The sequence below is a fragment of the Desulfofundulus thermosubterraneus DSM 16057 genome, assembly GCF_900142025.1.
GTDB lineage: Bacteria > Bacillota > Desulfotomaculia > Desulfotomaculales > Desulfovirgulaceae > Desulfofundulus > Desulfofundulus thermosubterraneus.
Genome location: NZ_FQZM01000003.1, coordinates 98066 through 117258 on the forward strand (window position 1 = coordinate 98066; position 19193 = coordinate 117258).

The 19193-nt window shown below is 55.4% G+C and carries 22 protein-coding genes and 1 pseudogene; 6 read left to right on the plus strand and 17 right to left on the minus strand.

Annotated elements, in window-relative coordinates:
• Positions 1–21: 21 nt before the first annotated feature.
• The 4 genes from BUA65_RS00510 to BUA65_RS00525 all read left to right on the plus strand — a co-directional run bounded on the left by BUA65_RS00510 (position 22) and on the right by BUA65_RS00525 (position 4938).
• The gene (locus BUA65_RS00510) at positions 22–306 is read left to right on the plus strand and encodes a (2Fe-2S)-binding protein (RefSeq protein ID WP_072866808.1); all 285 of its coding nucleotides are present in this window, start codon (positions 22–24) and stop codon (positions 304–306) included.
• Positions 293–1435: an NAD(P)/FAD-dependent oxidoreductase gene (locus BUA65_RS00515; RefSeq protein ID WP_072866809.1), complete on the plus strand. Its 1143-nt coding sequence runs from the start codon at positions 293–295 to the stop codon at positions 1433–1435. Before BUA65_RS00510 ends, BUA65_RS00515 begins: the two co-directional genes overlap by 14 nt.
• Before the next feature lie 85 nt (positions 1436–1520).
• Positions 1521–3071 (plus strand): L-glutamate gamma-semialdehyde dehydrogenase, encoded by a 1551-nt coding sequence (gene pruA / locus BUA65_RS00520; protein WP_072866810.1) that lies wholly within the window; start codon positions 1521–1523, stop codon positions 3069–3071.
• A 46-nt stretch (positions 3072–3117) separates the two neighbouring features.
• Positions 3118–4938: a sigma 54-interacting transcriptional regulator gene (locus tag BUA65_RS00525; protein WP_072866811.1), complete on the plus strand. Its 1821-nt coding sequence runs from the start codon at positions 3118–3120 to the stop codon at positions 4936–4938.
• Here the strand turns inward: BUA65_RS00525 and BUA65_RS00530 are convergent.
• The 6 genes from BUA65_RS00530 to BUA65_RS00555 form a co-directional block, all read right to left on the minus strand.
• Positions 4935–6548: a sigma-54 interaction domain-containing protein gene (locus BUA65_RS00530; protein WP_072866812.1), complete on the minus strand. Its 1614-nt coding sequence runs from the start codon at positions 6546–6548 to the stop codon at positions 4935–4937. The genes BUA65_RS00525 and BUA65_RS00530 overlap by 4 nt on opposite strands.
• Positions 6549–6563: 15 nt before the next feature.
• Entirely contained in the window at positions 6564–7274 is a 711-nt protein-coding gene (locus BUA65_RS00535) for an ABC transporter ATP-binding protein (RefSeq protein ID WP_072866813.1), read from the minus strand.
• On the minus strand, positions 7271–8035 hold the full coding sequence (locus BUA65_RS00540; protein ID WP_072866814.1) for an ABC transporter ATP-binding protein: 765 nt from the start codon (positions 8033–8035) through the stop codon (positions 7271–7273). Before BUA65_RS00540 ends, BUA65_RS00535 begins: the two co-directional genes overlap by 4 nt.
• Positions 8036–8078: 43 nt before the next feature.
• Positions 8079–8963, minus strand: a complete 885-nt coding sequence (locus tag BUA65_RS00545; protein ID WP_072866815.1) for a branched-chain amino acid ABC transporter permease — start codon at positions 8961–8963, stop codon at positions 8079–8081.
• 5 nt (positions 8964–8968) lie between these two features.
• Positions 8969–9841 carry a branched-chain amino acid ABC transporter permease gene (locus BUA65_RS00550; protein WP_072866816.1) on the minus strand — a complete coding sequence of 291 codons (873 nt, stop codon included), beginning with the start codon at positions 9839–9841 and terminating at the stop codon, positions 8969–8971.
• Between the two features lie 76 nt (positions 9842–9917).
• Positions 9918–11126 carry an ABC transporter substrate-binding protein gene (locus BUA65_RS00555; RefSeq protein WP_072866817.1) on the minus strand — a complete coding sequence of 403 codons (1209 nt, stop codon included), beginning with the start codon at positions 11124–11126 and terminating at the stop codon, positions 9918–9920.
• A gap of 552 nt (positions 11127–11678) precedes the next feature.
• Here BUA65_RS00555 and BUA65_RS00560 point away from each other — a divergent pair.
• Both BUA65_RS00560 and BUA65_RS00565 read left to right on the plus strand, forming a co-directional pair.
• Entirely contained in the window at positions 11679–11972 is a 294-nt protein-coding gene (locus tag BUA65_RS00560; RefSeq protein ID WP_072866818.1) for an ACT domain-containing protein, read from the plus strand.
• 315 nt (positions 11973–12287) lie between these two features.
• Positions 12288–13646 carry a PFL family protein gene (locus BUA65_RS00565; RefSeq protein WP_072866819.1) on the plus strand — a complete coding sequence of 453 codons (1359 nt, stop codon included), beginning with the start codon at positions 12288–12290 and terminating at the stop codon, positions 13644–13646.
• Between the two features lie 233 nt (positions 13647–13879).
• Here BUA65_RS00565 and BUA65_RS00570 read toward each other — a convergent pair whose 3' ends face one another.
• The 11 genes and pseudogenes from BUA65_RS00570 to BUA65_RS19080 form a co-directional block, all read right to left on the minus strand.
• Complete coding sequence (locus BUA65_RS00570; RefSeq protein WP_072866820.1) at positions 13880–14788, minus strand: NAD(P)/FAD-dependent oxidoreductase; 909 nt, start codon at positions 14786–14788, stop codon at positions 13880–13882.
• Positions 14789–14914: 126 nt separating this feature from the next.
• Positions 14915–15859 (minus strand): type II secretion system F family protein, encoded by a 945-nt coding sequence (locus tag BUA65_RS00575; protein WP_242656183.1) that lies wholly within the window; start codon positions 15857–15859, stop codon positions 14915–14917.
• Positions 15860–15872: 13 nt separating this feature from the next.
• Positions 15873–16400: pseudogene (locus tag BUA65_RS00580) on the minus strand (TadA family conjugal transfer-associated ATPase); the annotation flags it as partial.
• Positions 16361–16669: a hypothetical protein gene (locus BUA65_RS00585; RefSeq protein WP_072866821.1), complete on the minus strand. Its 309-nt coding sequence runs from the start codon at positions 16667–16669 to the stop codon at positions 16361–16363. The gene BUA65_RS00585 and the pseudogene BUA65_RS00580, both read right to left, overlap by 40 nt.
• 14 nt (positions 16670–16683) lie before the next feature.
• The gene (locus BUA65_RS00590) at positions 16684–16992 is read right to left on the minus strand and encodes a hypothetical protein (protein WP_072866822.1); all 309 of its coding nucleotides are present in this window, start codon (positions 16990–16992) and stop codon (positions 16684–16686) included.
• Positions 16989–17351 (minus strand): TadE/TadG family type IV pilus assembly protein, encoded by a 363-nt coding sequence (locus tag BUA65_RS00595; protein ID WP_072866823.1) that lies wholly within the window; start codon positions 17349–17351, stop codon positions 16989–16991. Before BUA65_RS00595 ends, BUA65_RS00590 begins: the two co-directional genes overlap by 4 nt.
• A gap of 13 nt (positions 17352–17364) precedes the next feature.
• Positions 17365–17889 (minus strand): A24 family peptidase, encoded by a 525-nt coding sequence (locus BUA65_RS00600; protein ID WP_072866824.1) that lies wholly within the window; start codon positions 17887–17889, stop codon positions 17365–17367.
• Between the two features lie 24 nt (positions 17890–17913).
• Positions 17914–18090 carry a Flp family type IVb pilin gene (locus BUA65_RS00605; RefSeq protein WP_072866825.1) on the minus strand — a complete coding sequence of 59 codons (177 nt, stop codon included), beginning with the start codon at positions 18088–18090 and terminating at the stop codon, positions 17914–17916.
• Positions 18091–18237: 147 nt separating this feature from the next.
• On the minus strand, positions 18238–18540 hold the full coding sequence (locus BUA65_RS19405) for a response regulator transcription factor (RefSeq protein ID WP_341349589.1): 303 nt from the start codon (positions 18538–18540) through the stop codon (positions 18238–18240).
• A 50-nt stretch (positions 18541–18590) separates the two neighbouring features.
• Complete coding sequence (locus tag BUA65_RS19410; protein ID WP_341349590.1) at positions 18591–18872, minus strand: response regulator; 282 nt, start codon at positions 18870–18872, stop codon at positions 18591–18593.
• A 71-nt stretch (positions 18873–18943) separates the two neighbouring features.
• A complete protein-coding gene (locus tag BUA65_RS19080; RefSeq protein ID WP_341349591.1) occupies positions 18944–19192 on the minus strand; it encodes a sensor histidine kinase in 249 nt (82 codons plus the stop codon).
• Position 19193 lies beyond the last annotated feature (1 nt).

Consider the following 19193-nt stretch of genomic DNA (forward strand, 5'->3'; position numbering starts at 1 on the left):
AACGTTCCGGGAGTGAAAGCCATGGATGATAAAACCATTGTCTGCCGCTGCGAGGACGTAACCCTGGAAGAAGTTCGGGAGGCCATTGCCGGGGGGGCCCGCACCCTGGATGAAATCAAGCGGCTGAAACGGTGCGGCATGGGCCCATGCCAGGGGCGTACCTGCCGCCCCCTCATTGCCGGGGAAATTGCCCGCCTCACCGGACAGGACCAGGCCAACCTGGCCCTGCCTACCTTCCGGCCGCCTGCAATCCCCTTGAAACTGGGTACCCTGGCCCGGGGAGGTGCCAAAAATGAACAGGCATGAAGTGATTATCATTGGCGGAGGCGTCACCGGCTGTTCCATAGCCTATCATCTGGCTGCCCGGGGCATGCGTGATGTGGCCGTGCTGGAACGGGCCTACCTCACCTCCGGTGCCACGGGACGCTGCGGAGCCGGTTTCCGCCACCAGTGGGGTACAAAAACCAACTGCCTCTTAGCCAAGTACGCCATTGCCCAGCTGGAGCGCCTGGCGGAAGAGCTGGACTATCCCGGAGGCGTAGAAATCAAGCAGGGAGGTTACCTGATCCTGGCCTACACCCCCAGAATGGAAGAGCAGTTCAAGAAAAACCTGGCCCTGCAAAAAAGCCTGGGCATTGACGCCCGCTGGGTAACACCCCAGGAGGCCCGAGAAATCGTACCCTTTTTAAACACCAAGGGCCTTCTCGGAGCCACCTTCTGTGCCAAAGACGGCCACGCCAACCCTTTTAAGGTCACCGATGCCTATGCCCGGGCAGCCAGACGGCTGGGGGTAAAAATCCATACCTATACGGAAGTACAGGACATCAAAATTGAAGGCTCCCTGAAAACTGTCATCACCAACCGGGGAGCTTTCCAGGCTCCAGTGGTGGTCAACGCGGCGGGCGGCCATGCGGCGGAGATCGGCCGCATGGTGGGGGTAGACCTGCCCGTGGTGCCGGAAAGGCACCAGATCCTGGTAACAGAACCGGTGGAACCGACCTTGGGCCCCATGGTGATGAGTTTCTACCACAACCTCTACTGCCAGCAAACGCCCCACGGCAGCTTTATCATGGGCCTGGGGGATCCCAACGAACCCAAGGAATACAACGTCCGTTCCAGCTGGCAGTTTCTTTCCCAGATGGCCCAAAAAGTGGTCTGGCTTCTGCCGGTGTTGAAAAACGTACGGGTGGTCCGGCAATGGGCCGGGGTGTATGATATGAGCCCCGACCGGCAGCCGGTGCTGGGCGAAGTACCCGAAGTGCCCGGGTTTTATGTCGCCGCCGGTTTTTCCGGCCACGGCTTTATGATTGCCCCCATGACCGGCCAGTTGATGGCGGAAATCATTTTAGGGCTGCCGACCACCCTGCCCGTGGATATGTTTAGCCTGTCCCGTTTTACCACCGGTGAACTGTTTGTGGAACCATCGGTTGTCTAGGCAGTTAAAAAAATTACCGCCACCTCTTTGCCCCCGGGATCTTGTTCCGGGAAAAACCCAGGCCTATAATAAGGAGTGAAAAGCCATGCTCATACCCTTTACCAACGAGCCCCTAACCGACTTCACCCGGGAAGAAAACCAGAAGAAAATGAAGGAAGCCCTGCAAAAAATCAAAAGCTGCCTGGGAAGGGAGTATCCTCTAATCATCGGGGGAGAACAAATCTACACTGAGGAAAAAATCGTCTCTTATAACCCATCCTGCCACAGCGAGGTTATCGGCCGGGTTTCCCGGGCCGACCGGGCTTTGGCCCAGCGGGCGGTGGAAACGGCCGCGGAAGCTTTCTTGAGCTGGCGCCAGATGCCCCCCGAGGCCAGGGCACGTTATCTTTTTAAGGCTGCTGCTATCATGCGCAAAAGAAAACACGAGCTATCGGCCTGGATGGTGCTAGAGGCAGGAAAAAACTGGGCTGAGGCCGATGCTGACACTGCAGAGGCCATCGACTTCCTGGAATTTTACGGCCGGGAAATGATCCGCCTAGCCCAACCCCAGCCGGTCACCCCCTATCCCGGTGAAGAAAATACCCTGGAATACCTGCCTCTGGGTGTGGGGGTTATCATCCCACCCTGGAACTTCCCCCTGGCCATCCTCACCGGTACGACCGTGGGGCCGGTGGTAGCCGGCAATACGGTGGTTTTAAAACCGGCCAGCAATACACCTGTAATCGCCTACATGTTCATGGAGATCATGCAGGAAGCGGGCCTGCCTCCCGGAGTGATCAACTTCCTGCCCGGCAGCGGTGGAGAAATTGGCGATTTCCTGGTGGGCCATCCCCTGGTGCATTTCATCAACTTTACCGGCTCCAGGGATGTGGGCCTGCATATTAACAGCCTGGCCGCCCGGATCGCACCCGGCCAGAAATGGATTAAGCGGGTGGCCGCGGAAATGGGCGGTAAGGACGCCATCATTATTGACGAGGACTGCGACCTGGAGGAAGCTGTAGCCGGTGTGATCACCTCGGCCTATGGCTTTTCCGGCCAGAAATGCTCCGCCTGCTCCCGGCTGATTGTGGTGGGTGACGCCTACCGGCCGGTGCTGGAAAAACTGGCCGAAAGGGTGGCTCAACTTAAAACGGGGCCTGCCGAAGAATACGGTACAGACGTGGGCCCGGTCATTGACGAAGCCTCATACAATAAAATCATGGGCTATATCCAGATTGGCCGGGACGAAGGCGGCCACCTGCTCGCCGGCGGCCGGGGGGACAACAGCCGGGGCTACTTTATCTGGCCCACGGTGTTCGCCGATGTAGCGCCCCGGGCCCGCATCGCCCAGGAGGAAATTTTCGGGCCTGTGCTGGCGGTCATCCAGGCTAAAACCTTCGATGAAGCCATTGCCATTGCCAACGACACTGAATACGGCCTTACCGGAGGCGTATACTCCCGCAACCGCGCTCACCTGGAAAAGGCCCGCCGGGAATTCCATGTGGGCAACCTGTACTTCAACCGCAAGTGCACCGGTGCCCTGGTGGGGGTGCAACCCTTCGGTGGTTTCAAAATGTCCGGCACCAACTCCAAAGCCGGTGGCCGTGACTACCTTAAATTATTCATGCAGGCCAAATCTATCTCCGAGCGCTTTTAGCCTGGATTTTAACGGAAATGTTGTTGTTGATCGGATGTGAGATCCTGTGTCCAGACTGGATCAGGTAAAAGAAGATTGCCAGCGGGTTGCCGAAGCCATTGCCGCCGCCCTGGGGGTCGAGGTCGAGGTCATCGATCTCGACCTGGTGCGGGTGGCCGGTACGGGCAAGGTGCGCAATGACGTGGGCTCCCGCCTCCTGCGGGGGCTGGTGAACAAACACGTGCTCAAGACCAGCCAGCCCATTTTCATCAAGGAGGCGGGCTACCACCCCATTTGCATGTCCTGCCCCCTTACGGGAAGCTGTTTTTACAAAGCTTCCATCGTTTACCCCATCATTGCCGGGCAGAACGTCATTGGCACCATCAGCTTGATTGCCTTTAGCGACGAGCAAAAAGTAACCCTGCTTAACAGAACCGAATCTTTGATGGAATTTATCGGGCGCATGGCCGACCTGATCGCAGCCAAGGTCCTGGAAACCGAGGCCATGACTGAGAAAATGATCATGGCCAGCCAGGTGAACGCGGTCATGGATGCGGTGGATGAAGGGGTCATTGCCATCAACAGCGACGGAGTGGTAACCCACTTCAACCTCTCCGCCGAACGGATGTTTAATATACCTAAAAACGAAATTCTGCAGCAACACCTGGAAGAACATTTAGCCGGCCTGCCCCTCCTTTCAGCCCTACGCAAACCCGGAGGTTTTACTTCCCGGGAGTGCTTTGTCCAGGCCAGGGGGAGGCGGCTGCACCTTCTGGTGACAGCACGTCCCATTATGGGCAGCGACGGCAGGCCCGTGGGAGTGGTGGCCTCAGCCCGGGACTTCAAAGAAACCCAAAAGCTGGCCTATGAAATTATGAGCGCTCAGAAGATCTTTACCTTTGATGACATCATCGGGGAAAGCCGGGCCATAAAAGAGCTAAAAGCGAGGGCGGCGAAAATAGCCGGCAGCCATTCCACCGTGCTGATCACCGGGGAAAGCGGTACGGGCAAGGAAATTTTTGCCCGGGCCATCCATGCCGCCAGCCCGCGGAAAAACAAGCCATTTGTGGCCATAAACTGCGGGGCCATACCGGAAACCTTGCTGGAAAGCGAACTGTTCGGCTATGAAGAAGGAGCCTTCACCGGTGCCCGCAAAGGGGGCAAACCGGGCAAGTTTGAGCTGGCCAATCACGGGACCATTTTCCTGGACGAAATCGGGAACATGTCCCTCTACCTGCAGGCGAAGCTGCTACGGGTACTGCAGGAGCGCCAGGTGGAACGCGTCGGCGGCAATCGCCTGATCCCGGTGGACATACGCATCATTGCCGCCACCAACAGCAACCTGGAAGAAATGATTGCCAAGGGGCGTTTCCGGGACGACCTGTATTATCGCTTAAGCGTGATCCCCCTGACCATACCCCCTTTACGGGAAAGACCGGAGGATATCAAGCTGCTTCTGGAATACTACCGGGAGTACTATAACAACCTCCTGGGCAAGAATATCCGGGGTTATACCTCCCGGGCGGAACGAGCCTGCCTGGCTTATAGCTGGCCGGGAAATGTTCGGGAACTGATCAACGCCGTGGAATATGCCGTGAACCTGGAAGAAGGCGAGCTTATTGATACCGGCAGCCTGCCTCGTTCGGTACAGGAAGGTGGTCATCGTATAGCAGAAATCCCCGCCCGGGAAAACCGCTGGCCGACTTTAGAGCAGATGGAAAAGGAGGCCATCATCAGCGCCCTTGATCATTTCGGCTGGAATGAACAGGGCAAAACAAAAGCCGCCCGGGCGCTGGGCATAAGCCGGGCGACCATCTACCGCAAAATTGCCAAATACAATCTTATTTCCCCCACGGCACGGGAAGGGACTCTCCCCAGGGAACATTAATTCTTGCGCAAAGGTTTTTTTGCACCCAGGATACCCAGGCGATTCATTTTGTAATAGAGAGTACTCCTGGGTACTCCCAGCAGGCGGGCGGTAACGGTGCGGTTGCCTCCCGCCTCTTTTAGTGCCTTAAGAATGATTTCCTTCTCGGTTTCTTTTGCAGCCACGGTTAAATCGGGGGGAGATTCCCGGGCAGCGGCAAAACCCAGGGCATGCTCCCGCAGGTACTTGGGGAGATCCCTTTCCGTGATCACCTCGTTTTCAGCCAGCACTACCATTCGCTCCACCGTATTCTTTAATTCCCGGACATTGCCGGGCCAGGAATAGGAGAGCAGTGCCGCCACCACTCCCGGCTCCACCTTGCTGATCTCCTTGCCATAAAGCTGGCAGTATTCCTGTAAAAAACGGTAGAGCAATTCGGGAATATCGGAACGCCTCTCCCTCAGGGGAGGCATCTCGACGCTGATTACATTTAACCGGTAATACAGATCTTCCCTGAATTCGCCGCCGGAAACCATTTCCTCCAGCTGGCGGTTGGTGGCGGCAATAATGCGGATATTAACGCTCACGGGCCGGGACCCGCCCACGCGGTAAAACACCCTTTCCTGCAACACGCGCAAAAGCTTAACCTGCAGGTTGGGGGGCAGCTCCCCGATTTCATCCAGGAAAACCGTTCCTTCATTGGCCATTTCCAACAGACCCGGTTTTCCGCGGGGCCCGGCCCCGGTAAAGGCGCCCTGCTCATAGCCGAAAATTTCACTTTCAAAGAGCTCCGCCGGAATGGCGCCGCAATTGATCACCACGAAGGGCTTGCCCGCCCGGTCGCTGGCCTCGTGGATGGCCCTGGCCAGAACCTCCTTCCCCGTACCGCTCTCCCCCCGGATCAGCACGGTGGCATCGGTGGGGGCGGCCCGCCGGGCCACATCCATTATGGCCTTCAGGCGGGGGTGGTGACCGTAGAGCTTGGCAAAGGGATCCACGCGCTTGATCTCGTTTTTCTGGATGGCTTCTTTCAGGCATTTGACCTGATAACTGGCCCGGGACAGGGCACGGTTGAGCTGGATTACTTCCGTAACATCCTTCTCGGCGGAAACACCGCCTATAACCCGCCCGTCCCGCCGGATGGGCACGGAATTAATTAAAACATGGGTATCCTGGCGGGGCTGATGATACTCCGCGTATACCTCACGATCTTCCCGGCAGACCCGGGTAACCACCAGGTTGGTAAAAAAATCGTGGATGGAACGCCCCAGAATGTCCTGGCACTTAATGCCGTACAGCAATTCAGCCTTGCGGTTCCAGCCGGTAACATTTTCCTGGCTATCGATCATGCAGATAACATCATCGGTGACTCCAAGAACCGCGGTGAGGGCCGCCTCCGTTTCCCGAATGAAATCCACCAGGTGCTCCGCCACCCGCTCTAAGATCAGCAAGCCCGTTACCGTCCCGCTGGCATCCACAACGGCAATATTTTTCTCCCGTAAAGCCGGGATCACACTTAAAATGTGCTGGTCCAGGATTTCCTCCCCGTGGAGGGCAAATTCCGTGAGGTCAATTTGCGGAACCGGCTCGATTAAAAAATCCCGCACCAAAAGCCTTTTTTCCAGGTACATAGGTCATTCTCCCCATCATTCACCCAGATAGGCCCTCTTGACCTCCGGTTTTTGCATAAGCTCCGCCGCCGGACCCTCCAGGGTTATTTCCCCCGTTTGCAACACATAAGCCCTGTGGGCAATGGAGAGGGCCATGTGGGCATTTTGTTCCACCAGAAGAATGGTCGTACCCGCCTTGTTAATCTCCTGAATGATGGAAAACACCTCCCGCACCAGAAGTGGCGCCAGACCCATGGAGGGCTCATCCAACAGTAAAAGCTCCGGCCGGGACATGAGGGCCCTGCCCATAGCCAGCATCTGCTGTTCTCCCCCGCTTAAAGTACCGGCCAGCTGGTGTTTGCGCTCGGCCAGGCGGGGAAAACGCGCGAAAACCCGCTCCAGCCCCGCCTTCAACTCGGAGCGGCTGCGCACCACATAAGCCCCCATCTCCAGGTTTTCCAGCACCGTCATGCGGCTGAATACCCGCCTGCCCTCGGGCACCTGGGTCAAACCAAGCTCAACAATTTTGTAGGGAGCCAGTTTGGTAATATCACGCCCTTTGAAAAGGATCTGACCTTTTTTGGCCCGCAAAAGTCCGGAAATGGTGCGCAGGGTGGTAGTCTTACCCGCCCCGTTGGCACCAATTAGGGCCACAATCTCCCCTTCCTCTACTGAAAAAGATATGCCCTTCAAGGCTTCAATTACCCCGTAGGCAACGCAGACCTCCTTAACCTCCAGCACCTTCACACATCCTTCCCCAGGTAGGCCTCAATTACCGCCGGATCCTGCTGTACTTCAGTGGGAGTCCCATCGGCTATCTTTCTGCCGTAATCCAGTACCGCCACCCGGTCGGCCAGGCTCATGACAAACTTCATATCGTGTTCCACCAGGAAAATGGTGATGCCCATATCCCGGATGCGGCGGACCATCCCGGAAAGGTCCTGTTTTTCCTGCGGGTTCATCCCTGCCGCCGGCTCATCCAGCAAAATTATTTTGGGATCGGTGGCCAGGGCCCGGGCTATTTCCAGCCGCCTTTGCTCACCGTAGGAAAGATTCCTGGCCAGTTCCTCCTTCTTGTCATCCAGACCCATAAATTCCAGCAACTCCCCCGCACGCGCGGTGATACTTGCTTCTTCCGCCCGCACGCGGCCAAAGGGTAAGAGGGCACCCCATACGCCCGCCCTGCCCCGGCAATGCCGGCCGATCTGCACATTTTCCAGTACCGTCAGATTGCCAAAAAGACGAATGTTTTGAAAGGTGCGGGCGATCCCCCGGGCGGTGATCTCGTGGGGGGACAGGCCGTTTATTTTTTGTCCTTGAAAAACAATTTCCCCTTGCGTGGGGCGGTAGATACCGGTGACCAGGTTGAAGATGGTGCTTTTCCCCGCCCCGTTAGGGCCAATCAGAGCCCGAATTTCCCCTTCCTCTATGGACATGTCCACACCATCAACGGCACAAAGGCCGCCAAAATGGATGCTTAAATTTCTTAACTCCAGGATTGCTGTCATATATCCTCCCGCCATCAGATCGAACAAGCAGTCCGATGTTTTTTTAACTGCTCAGGGCTGCCGCCTTTTGTTTTCTGCGCCGTAACAGGCGGCGGAAGTTAACGCCGCCCAGCAGGCCGTTGGGCCGGAAGATCATCATCAATACCAGAAGCAAGCCGTAAATCATCATGCGGTACTCCTGGACGAAACGCAGGAACTCGGGAGCCAGGGTAAGTACGGTCGTGCCGACAATGGTTCCAGGGATACTTCCCAGACCGCCCAGCACCACGAAATTCAGAATCTCAAAGGATTTCAAAAAGCCAAAGTCGTTGGGGTTCAAGTATTGCAGCATATGAGCATAGAACCCACCGCTGATCCCGGCCAGGAAACAGCCGATGCCAAAGGCCTGTATTTTGTACCACATGGTATTAACGCCCATGGCCTCGGCGGCAATCTCGTCCTCCCGTATGGCCTTTAAAGCGCGACCGAAGCGGGAATTCTCCAGCAAAACCACGGCAACCACGGCCAGGATCACAAAAACGGTTACATTTACCAGGTTTGACGCACGGGGAATGGCCGCTAGTCCAATGGCTCCCCCGGTTATTTTCATATTTGTAAAAGCCACCCGCACAATCTCCCCAAAACCCAGGGTGGCAATACCCAGGTAGTCACCGGTGAGCTTGAGTACGGGAATTCCCAGCAAGATACCAAATATAGCCGCCATCAATCCACCCAGGATAAGACTGGCCAGGAAGGGGACATGATAATCTCTAGTTAAAATTGCCGCCGTGTAGGCGCCTATACTCAGGAAAGCAGCATGTCCAAAGGTAAGCTGACCGCACAAGCCGGTAATCAAGTTCAAACCCAATGCCGCAATGATAAAAATGCCCACCAGCATGAGTACCTGCTGGTAATAAGGGTCAATTACACTGGCTAGCCACTGTGACATAATCTCTACACCTTCCTCTGGATGGGCCGCCCCAAAAGACCGGTGGGTCTGACCAGCAAAATGATGATCAGCAGGGTAAAGGCAATGGCATCCTTATAGGTCGAAAAGCCTGCGGCTACGCCAAAAACCTCGGCCAGACCCAGCAGCATGCCCCCCAGCATGGCCCCAGGAATATTGCCGATACCACCCAGCACCGCCGCTACAAAGGCTTTCAAACCGGCAGTCACACCCATATAGGGGGATACGGAGTTAAAATAAATCCCTACCAGCACTCCACCCGCCGCCGCCAGGGCAGACCCGATGGCAAAAGTGAATGAAATCACCCGGTTGATGTTAATGCCCATCAGGCTGGCCGTATCGTAATCCTCGGAGGATGCCCGCATGGCCTTGCCGATTTTGGTGTACTTGACGATAAATTGCAATCCCATCATCAGGGCCACGGCAACCAGCAAGATAACCAGCTGGATGCTGGAAAATTCCAGGGTGCCCACCCGCAGAGTCACATTTTTTAAAACGGGGGGGAACCCGGTGGGCTGCGGTCCTTTGAGAACGGTCATAAAGGTTTCCAGAAAGATGGACACTCCAATGGTGGTAATGAGGAGGTTCAAACGGGGAGCACGGCGCAAAGGCCGGTAGGCCACCCGCTCGATGGTCACCCCCAGGACCACACAGGCGAGCATGGCTGCAGCCAGGGTGAGGAAAAAATTCTGGTGGAACAGGGCTACCACCGCCACCCCGATAAAGGCGCCAATCATGTAAATATCGCCGTGGGCGAAATTAATCAACTGGATGATGCCATAGACCATGGTATAACCCAGGGCAATTAAGGCGTAGGTGGCCCCCAGGGTGAGGCCGTTAATAATTTGTTGCAGTAACATGGCTCCCTCCACAAAGCAAATTTCTGGTGGAACCGGGCAAGTATTTACCCCGGTTCCACCGGAAAGCGAAAATGGATCAAGCTTTCGGCGCCTCAGTGGGTAGAGCCGCCTTGATGGTGAACTGCTGGTTCTTCACTTCCAGCAGGTACACCGGACTCTTGATGGGCTCCCGGTTAGGCATTAAGTTCAGCGTACCGGAAACACCCGGGTAATCTTTGGTCTTTGCCAGGGCATCTTTGAATTTCGAAGGATCGGTGCTGTTGGCGTCCTTCATGGCCTTGGCAAGCCACATTACCGCATCGTAACCCTGGGCAGAGAACATGTCGGGCAGCTTGTTGTCATTGGCCGCCTGGTATTTTTTAATGAACTCCTTGGTCTGGGGAGCGGCATTTTCGGGATCAGCGGCAAAACCGGTGTACACCATGCAGCCCTCAACGGCATCGCCACCCAACTTCCAGAGCACCGGGGAAAGCAAGCCGTCACCACCGGCCATCTTCAGATTCAGGCCCTGCTTGCGCACTTCTTTCATAAACAGGCCGCCCTCGGTGTAGTAGCCGGTGAAGATAATCCCGTCGGGCTTGGCCTGCTTGATCCGGGTCACCTGGGCGCTGAAGTCCTGGTCCCCGTCCTGAATGCTTTCTTTATCGACTATTTGAGCATTATGCTTGGCCAGCGCACCTTCAAAGATCTTGGTCAGTCCCACGCTGTAGTCGTTGTTGGTGGAAGTAACGATGGCCACTTTCTTCCACCCCAGCTTGTTGACTAGATAATCGGTCACCGCCGGAGCACCTACCGCGTCTAAAAGGGTGTTCCGGAAAATATAATCGCCGAATTCCACTACACCGGGACCTACCGCACCGGCGGAAAGGAGGACCACCTTATTTTGTTGGCAGATGGGTGCCGCCAGCTTGGTCTTGCCGGTAGTGGGGTCGCCTACAATGGCCACCACCCGGTCCTTGCTAATCATCTTCTGCACCACGGCGGCAGCCTCAGTTTGCTTGCTGCCGTGGTCCGACTCCACGATTTCAATCTTTTTGCCCAGCACGCCGCCTTCTTTATTTAAATCCTCGGCGGCCATTTTCATGCCTTTTAAGGTTTCTATACCGTAACTGGCCTCGTTTCCGGTCAAAGCGCCCATGAAACCAATCTTAATGGTATCACCCGACGCCCCGCCTTTATTTTCGCCATCGCCCGAGGTGCCCGTTTTACCACCACACCCGGCCACAAGGGCGATCATAAGCAACACACTTAATAATACCAGAGCAGCTGCTTTATACTTTTTCAACCCGTCCTCCTCCTTTTCTTTTGCTTTCTAAAACCTTTTCGCCTACCCCCGTCATTTAGCTATGTAACCTCCTGCCCGCTTTCACCTCCCCATTTTCTGAAAAATTCTTTGTATAAAAGTATTTCGACTTTTAACGGCCAAATCCTTTTCAAAAAATCGACAAAGAAAAAATTTTTTTGTCCTCATATTTAGACACTTTGGCCCTTCTCAAAAACAAAAAGATCCACCAACCTTCTTTTTATTTTTGAAGGTTTTCGGATCTTTCTCCGATCCACTCGGCCGGGCACCGTTGCCCGGTCTTAAAAAAATGACCTTTTGTTCCATTTTATCCTTACCGGAAGCCAGATGTCAATCGTTTATTTACCAGTTCAATTAAATTCGGCAGCTGTTTAAAAAATTATACAAGCACCGACATCTTCCGCGGGGAGCTGTTTAACACTAGTTTGCTGGCCGGCGGCATGTTTACAATGCTATGCAACCGGCAGGATTTCCACCCTTTTAAAACGAATAGTTAGTTATTTGCTCCAAGCCTGCAGAAAGGAAGAATTTCCAATGTCCGTACAGGAACCAAGGAAAAACCGGATCATTGTAACCGTACTGGGACCCGACCGGGTGGGCATTATCGCCGGGGTGGCCCAGGTGCTGGCCGAAAACAACATCAATATCCTGGACATCAGCCAGACCATATTGCAGGAATTCCTGGCCATGATCATGATTGCCGACATGGAAAAAAGCCGCATCGACCTGAGCACTTTAAAAGAACGCCTAGCGGCAAAAGGGTCCGAACTGGGGGTGCGCATCGACGCCCAGCACGAGGACGCCTTCCGCTTTATGCACAGGATTTAGCCTGAAAGGGCTTTTTTAACGCATAACACTGAAAAATGACGGTGCGCTGTTCTTCGCGCACTCCAGTGCTCCGCGCCGATAGCACCACGGCTTGCTGCGGGCCGCCCAGCACTCACTAAATAAGTTATACTGCGAAGACCAAATCTTCTATTGCCCGTGTATTAGCCTTGGAATGAGCATTTTTGCCGGTGAGTGCTGGGTTGCCTGGTGCTGTTACCGGCGCTGCGCAAGTCGTTTGCTCAGAATCAGCGCACCGTCCCTGCGCAAATGCTTTTGATAAATGAATAAGTAAAAAACGAAGGAGAAACAAATACCATGCTTACCCTGGCAGAAATCATGGAAACCATCAAGATGGTCCAGGAGGAAAACCTGGACATCCGCACCATTACCATGGGCATCAGCCTGCGGGACTGCGCGGACCCGGATCCCAAGACGGCATGCCGGAAAATTTACGATAAAATCACCCGCCTGGCCAGCAGGCTGGTTGCGGTCGGAGAAGAAATCAGCCGGGAATACGGCATTCCCATCGTACACAAACGGATCTCCGTCACCCCCATTTCCCTGATTGCCGAATGCAGCCGTCAGGAAGATTATCTGGAATACGCCCTCACCCTTGATGCCGCCGCGGCCGCCGTAGGGGTAAACTTTATCGGCGGCTTTTCCGCCCTGGTACACAAAGGCTTTACCGGCGGGGACCGGATATTGATTACTTCCATCCCCCCCGCCCTGGCCGGCACCGGAAGGGTCTGCGCCTCGGTAAACGTGGCTACCACCAAGGCGGGCATAAATATGGACGCCGTTTACCTGATGGGCCGGGTGATTAAAGAAACCGCCGCGCGGACGGCGGAACAGGGCGGTTTGGGCTGCGCCAAACTGGTGGTTTTCAGCAATGTCCCCGAGGACAACCCCTTTATGGCCGGTGCCTTTCATGGAATCGGGGAGCCCGAATGTACCATCAATGTAGGGGTATCCGGGCCGGGAGTGGTTAAAAACGCCGTCGCCCGGGTGGGCAATGCGGATTTCGGGACACTGGCGGAAACGGTGAAAAAGACGGCCTTTAAAATTACCCGCATGGGTGAACTGGTTGGCCGGCTGGCAGCAGAACGGCTAGGCGTGCCCTTCGGCATCGTGGACCTGTCCCTTGCCCCCACCCCGGCAGTGGGAGACAGCGTGGCGGAGATCCTGGAAGCCATGGGTCTGGAACGTTGCGGCACCCACGGCACCACCGCCGCTCTGGCCCTGTTAAACGATGCGGTTAAAAAAGGAGGGGCCATGGCCTCTTCCTACATAGGCGGGTTGTCGGGAGCCTTTATCCCGGTGAGCGAAGACGCGGGGATGATCCGGGCTGCGGAGGAAGGAGCCCTTTCCCTGGACAAGCTGGAGGCCATGACCTGCGTTTGTTCGGTGGGCCTGGACATGATTGCCGTCCCCGGGGATACCAGTGCGGAAACCATCGCCGCCATTATTGCCGACGAGGTGGCTATTGGCGTGATCAATAATAAAACCACCGCGGTCCGCATAATTCCTGCCCCGGGTAAAAAGGTGGGGGATAAAGTTATCTTTGGCGGGCTTTTAGGAGAAGCGCCCGTAATGGCGGTGCATCCCTTTTCGGCGGAAAACTTTGTGCGCCGGGGAGGCCGCATCCCCGCCCCCATCCAGAGCCTGACCAATTAAAACCGTAAAAGCCATCCCATGGAGGCACAACGGGAACCGCCCGGGTTTTTGCCCCGGAAGGGGCCAGCCCAATAGCCATCGGCACTTTACGGCTTACCGTTGGCGGACTGGCCCTCCTGTTTTTAGCTGCCGTCGAGGCTCCTTTCGCCGGGGGTAGAAGTGGCCGAAATTAACGGCAGTCAAAACGCCCGGTAATCTGCAAACGACAGAATCATAACTTTACTTTATACTTACTATTGATTGAGCAAATAACGGTAAGCTCCCAGGGCGGCTTTGGCCCCTTCCCCGGCGGCAACGATAATCTGTTTTTCCGGAATGCTGCTCACATCCCCGGCTGCAAAGGCACCGGGTACGGAGGTGCTGCAGTCGCAGTCGACCTTGATTTCACCTTTCTCGTTTAGCTCAAGTAAACCTTCGACAAAGTCCGCACTGGGTACGGTGCCAATTTCGATAAATACCCCTTGTACTGGTATTATTTTCTCTTCTTTTCGCCCGTCCAGGGAGCGCAAGGTTACGCCCGCCACCCTTTCGTCTCCCTCGATGCGCACCGTTTCGTACCCCACCAGTTTGGTCAGATTCGGTGCGTTTTTCACTTTGTCGACGATAATGGGGTCCGCCGTCCATTCCGCCAGGGAGACGACGTAGACCTGCCTAGCTATTTTGATCAAATCGTAAGCCGCCGTAAGGGCCGAATTGCCGCCGCCCACTACAGCCACGTCCATACCGGCAAAAAGGGGGGCATCGCAAACCGCGCAGTAGCTGACCCCCCGGCCCGTTAACTCCCTTTCACCGGGCGCATTGAGCCGGCGGGGAACCTTGCCGGAAGCTACAATCACCGTCCGGGAGTGAAACTCCTCACCGCCGGCAGTACGGGTGACAAAATGACCGTTTTCCCGGGTTAGTTTAACTACTTCGGCTTCAACCCGCTCAACGGGGTATTGTTTTACATGGTCTTCAAACTTGGACAGCAATTCGGAACCGGTAATATATTGAAAACCGATATAGTTTTCTACTCCCGAAGCCCAGGCCATCTGGCCTCCATACTGTTTTCCAATTAAGAGGGTAGACAGCTTTTTGCGAGCCGCATATACGGCCGCCGTTAGCCCTGCCGGGCCCATCCCGATAATGACCAGGTCGTACATTGCAAGTTCCCCCCTGACCATTATCATCTCCCGGCAGGGAAAATTAATGCAACTAACTTAAACTGTGTAACTGGCGGTAATGTCCTTTAATTCAGATTTGCCGGGTTAAATCACCCGGCAGCCATCTTAATTTGTAATCTTAAATTGCAGAGACAGGCTGTTCAGCCTGTCCACCACCCGGGCCAGCCGGCGGGCTGCATTGTTTATTTCCGCCAGCTCCGCCACCTCTTTCTGGTCTTTCCCGTCGGTGGAACAGTAGCTTTCCGTACGGGACAAAATAAGCTGGCAGCTTTTGGCCATCTCCATGGTGCTCAGATGGACTGTCCGGAAGAGATTGGTCAGATAGGTGGTCATGGCGTTAAAAGCCAGGTTCCCTCCCACCTGCCGCTGGACAAGCACGGCGGTAACCACCAGGGACAAGTCTTCGCTTTTCACTCTTTTGACCAGGCTGGTCAACGCCTCTTCCACCGGCGTGCCCAGGCTCAACTCCCGAAAGGTGCGTCCAAATTCCCGCCCAATAGGCGGCGGCATCTCCCGCTGGACTACTTCGATGGCCTGCATAAAACTAAAACCGGCGCGCAAAGAGTTGGCCATGATCAAAAGAGTATCGGCAATCTGGCCGTTAAAAAGCATAACCCGTCTTTTTGCGATCGCCTTTACCAGCCAGAAAGGCGCTGCCCCGGCGGCCAGCGCAGCCAGCACGGCCAGCTCCGGGCGCCCGGTCAGCGCAACAGCGATAACACCTCCCCCGGCCGCGCAAAACGCGGCCAGGGCGATAAATTCTTCTCCTTTGAAAGGCAGATCAGCTTCGGCCAGCCGCCTGTCCGCAGCCATACTCAACACCCGCGGGGACAACCGGCCCGCGTGGGCGAGCAGCGATTTAAAGAAGTTATGGCGCAGGTCTTGATTAATTTTTTCCATCCGGCCGTTTCCGCCCCGGCCTCCCCGCCCGGCCAGTTCTTTTAGCCGGTCGGTGATAAACTTCTTCCGGGCCAGGATGAGTTGCTGCAGCCCCGGCGCAAGCAACGCTACGGCCAGAAAAGTAAAAAGGGCAATAACCTTTAAATCCACGCCACTCACTCCTTTAGCGCAGCCAGAAAATATTCGGCGGCAGCTCGATCCCACACACTTCCAGGCGGTCTATAAATTTTGGCCTGATCCCGGTGGCCCGGAACCGGCCGAGTATTTTCCCGTTGCCGTCCACGCCCGTCTGCTCGAAAAGAAAAAGATCCTGGAGGACGATCACGTCCCCTTCCATCCCCTGTACTTCCGTAATGTGGGTCACTTTTCGGGATCCGTCCTTAAGGCGCGCCATATGCACAATCACATCGAGGGCCGAGGAAATTTGTTCCCTGATGGCACGCACGGGCAACTCCATCCCCGCCATCAGCACCATGGTTTCCAGGCGCGAAAGAATGTCCCGGGGGGAATTGGCGTGCCCGGTGGTCAAAGAGCCGTCATGCCCCGTGTTCATGGCCTGCAACATGTCCAGCGCTTCGCCGCTGCGCACCTCACCCACGATGATGCGGTCCGGGCGCATCCGCAAAGCGTTGCGCACCAGATCCCGGATAGTTACCTCCCCCCGCCCTTCCGCTGGCGGTCGGAACGGGAGACGTGCTGCCCGGATTCATCAATCAATCTGCCGACCAGGTCCCCGATCCTTTCAGCCACCGATTCGCGGCGGTCTCTTTTCTCCTGGGGCAGGTCCGCCAGTTCGGCGATAACTTTCTTGTGCAGGTCGATTTTAAGGTTCTGGAAGGGGTCTTTGGGGGGAGCGGAAGAAGCCTGCCTGGCAGGCTGAATGCTTTTATTTACCTGTATAGCTCCGCCGGGTTCAAAAGTTCTCCTGTTCTTCTGCTCAAACCTCGCAAAAAGGGACACCCCAATCACCTCTCTTATCTTAACGAAACGGGTTTCGCGGATGTTTTGAAAAACTTGCCCAACAGCGACTTCCGCTCACGATAATCGGCGCGGCTCTCCGGAACAATCCTGCCTTTTCCGGCCGCTTTTTCTGAATCGGCCCGGTCCACCAAAAAGGCGGCAAAACCCTCTACTTTTACCTGGCTTCTCCCGTGGAGCGTACCGCTGGGATCGTAAACGGGAATAATCAGGATTTTCGGGCAACCCGGCTCAAAATGGTCCACCGTGCAGTTGTTTTTGCAGCGGGCCAGCCGCTCGTCGATGCCCTGGGTAGGACCGCTCATGTGGTGAAGGGGTCCGGCAGCAACGCACTGATCAAGGGAATGACCAGGTCCACGGGATAAGTCACCGTCACTGTGAGCATGTCCCCCCGCCCGTAACTCTCGGGTTCCAGCAAAACATCCAGGGAATCGGCGTCCAGCGACGGTGCAGAAGCGATTACCTTCTCGCGCACCCCATCGTAAGTTTCCCCCACCACGGCGACCCGGGCACCCTCGCGGCTGGCACCGGTGATCACCAGATAAGCATGGAAAATGCGCCCGAATTCAATAATTCCCCCTAAAATCAACAGCAACACCGGAAGCAACAGGGCCAGTTCCACCATCGCCTGGCCTTTTTGCGAGCGGATAATCTTTTTCCACATCCGGCAGCTCACCTCAAAATAAACGGAAACAGATAGGCCGCAAAAACGCCTGCAAAAATGGCGGCCCCAAGGGAATGACATCACCCGGCGCGGCCTGTTCCAGGGGAGTAAGGGCGTACGGGGCGGGAACCCGGGCCAGGCGAAGGAGGGCAGCGCATCCCATCGCCCGCAGGGAGGAAAGCAGGCGCCCCTGCCTGATCAGCAAAACACAGGACATCAGGCCGCCGGCCAGCGCCGCGCCTAAAAAGACCAGAAGGGTAAATTGCGGCCCTTTAATCATCCCGATCGTGGCCAGCAGCTTGACATCTCCCGCCCCAATCTGGCGTACGGCAAAGGGGATCAAGAGAAGCAACAGGCCGGTCAAAAAACCGGCCATCCCCTCCGCCAAGCCCTTAAGACCATGAAAATATAGCTGCATGATGACGCCGATGAGGGCAAAGGGCAACAACACTTTATTGTATATTTTGTTCCAGCGCAGATCCGTGTACAGGCAGATGGCCGTGAGCGCGATCACGAGAATGTCAAAAGAAATCATCATGTGACAAAACCCGCCGAAACCACTTTATTGGACTTTTCCACCCTCGGTATTGAGCTTACCACCAATCTTGTTAAAAATTTCGTTGATGCCGCCCGACAAAATCCCTAAGGCCGCAATGGCTACCAGCGCCAGGATCAGCCCGTACTCGGCCATCCCCTGCCCGCTCTCTTCCTTCACCAGACGGGTCACTAAATTCCGCATGCAAAAACACCATCCTTTCTTTTTCTTCTGATTCTACCACCGGTAGACTTTTTACACATCGCACAGGCGTCTCATTTCAAGTTGTGATTTTGGTCTTAATTTCCATAGGACCGAAGTCCCAAAAAAAAAGAGGAGCGAAAAGCCCTTTCACACCTGCACCAGCTTGTTTTTGATGGCGTAAAGCACCACCTGCGTTCGATCATTAACGTTTAACTTTTGAAAGATATTGGTCAGGTGATTTTTCACCGTCTTTTCGCTGATGAAAAGTTTTTGGGCGATGCTTTTGTTGCTTTCTCCCTGGGCGAGCAGCTGGAGGATTTCCAACTCCTGGTTGGTCAGAATATTTCCCGCTTTCCCCGTCCGGCGGTTGAACTCCTGAAAAACTTTCGCCGCCAACCGGGGCGAAATAAAGGATTCCCCGCGGGTTACACCCAAAATGGTTTCCAGCAATTTGTCCGGGCTCACGTCCTTTAACAGATAGGCGGAAACCCCGGCCTGGATCAGCTTAAATAAATATTCTCCTGGTCGTGGATGGTCAAAGCGATAACTTTGGTGCCGGGCATCTCCGCTTTAATCAACTTGCAGGCGGTAATGCCGTTCATGCCGGGCATATTGACGTCGAGGAGTACAACGTCCGCCCCCGTCCGGCGAGTCAATTCTACGGCCTGCTCCCCGCTTTCCGCTTCCCCGGCGATAACCACGTCCGGCACCAGCGAAAGAATCCTGCGCAGGCCTTCCCTGATCAAAGGGTGGTCATCCGCAATAACAACCTTGATCGCCAAGAGCACCCCAACTCCTTTTCTATTAAAAGGAATTATAAGAACAAAACACAAATTAGAAAAACACTTCCAAACTATTCCTGCAGCGGAACCGTTACATATACTGCAGTCCCCCTGCCTGGGGCCGTGTTGATTTGTACAGAACCGTTTAGAAGCTGCGCCCTTTCGCGGATATCGATCAGCCCGTAACCTTCCGGGCGGCTGCTATTTTTTACTTCCTCAAGATCAAAGCCTTTCCCGTCATCCCTGACCAAAAGGTTTACCCTCTCCGGCAGGACCTCCATTTTGATCAGTACGCTACGGGCCGCCGCGTGCTTGCGCACG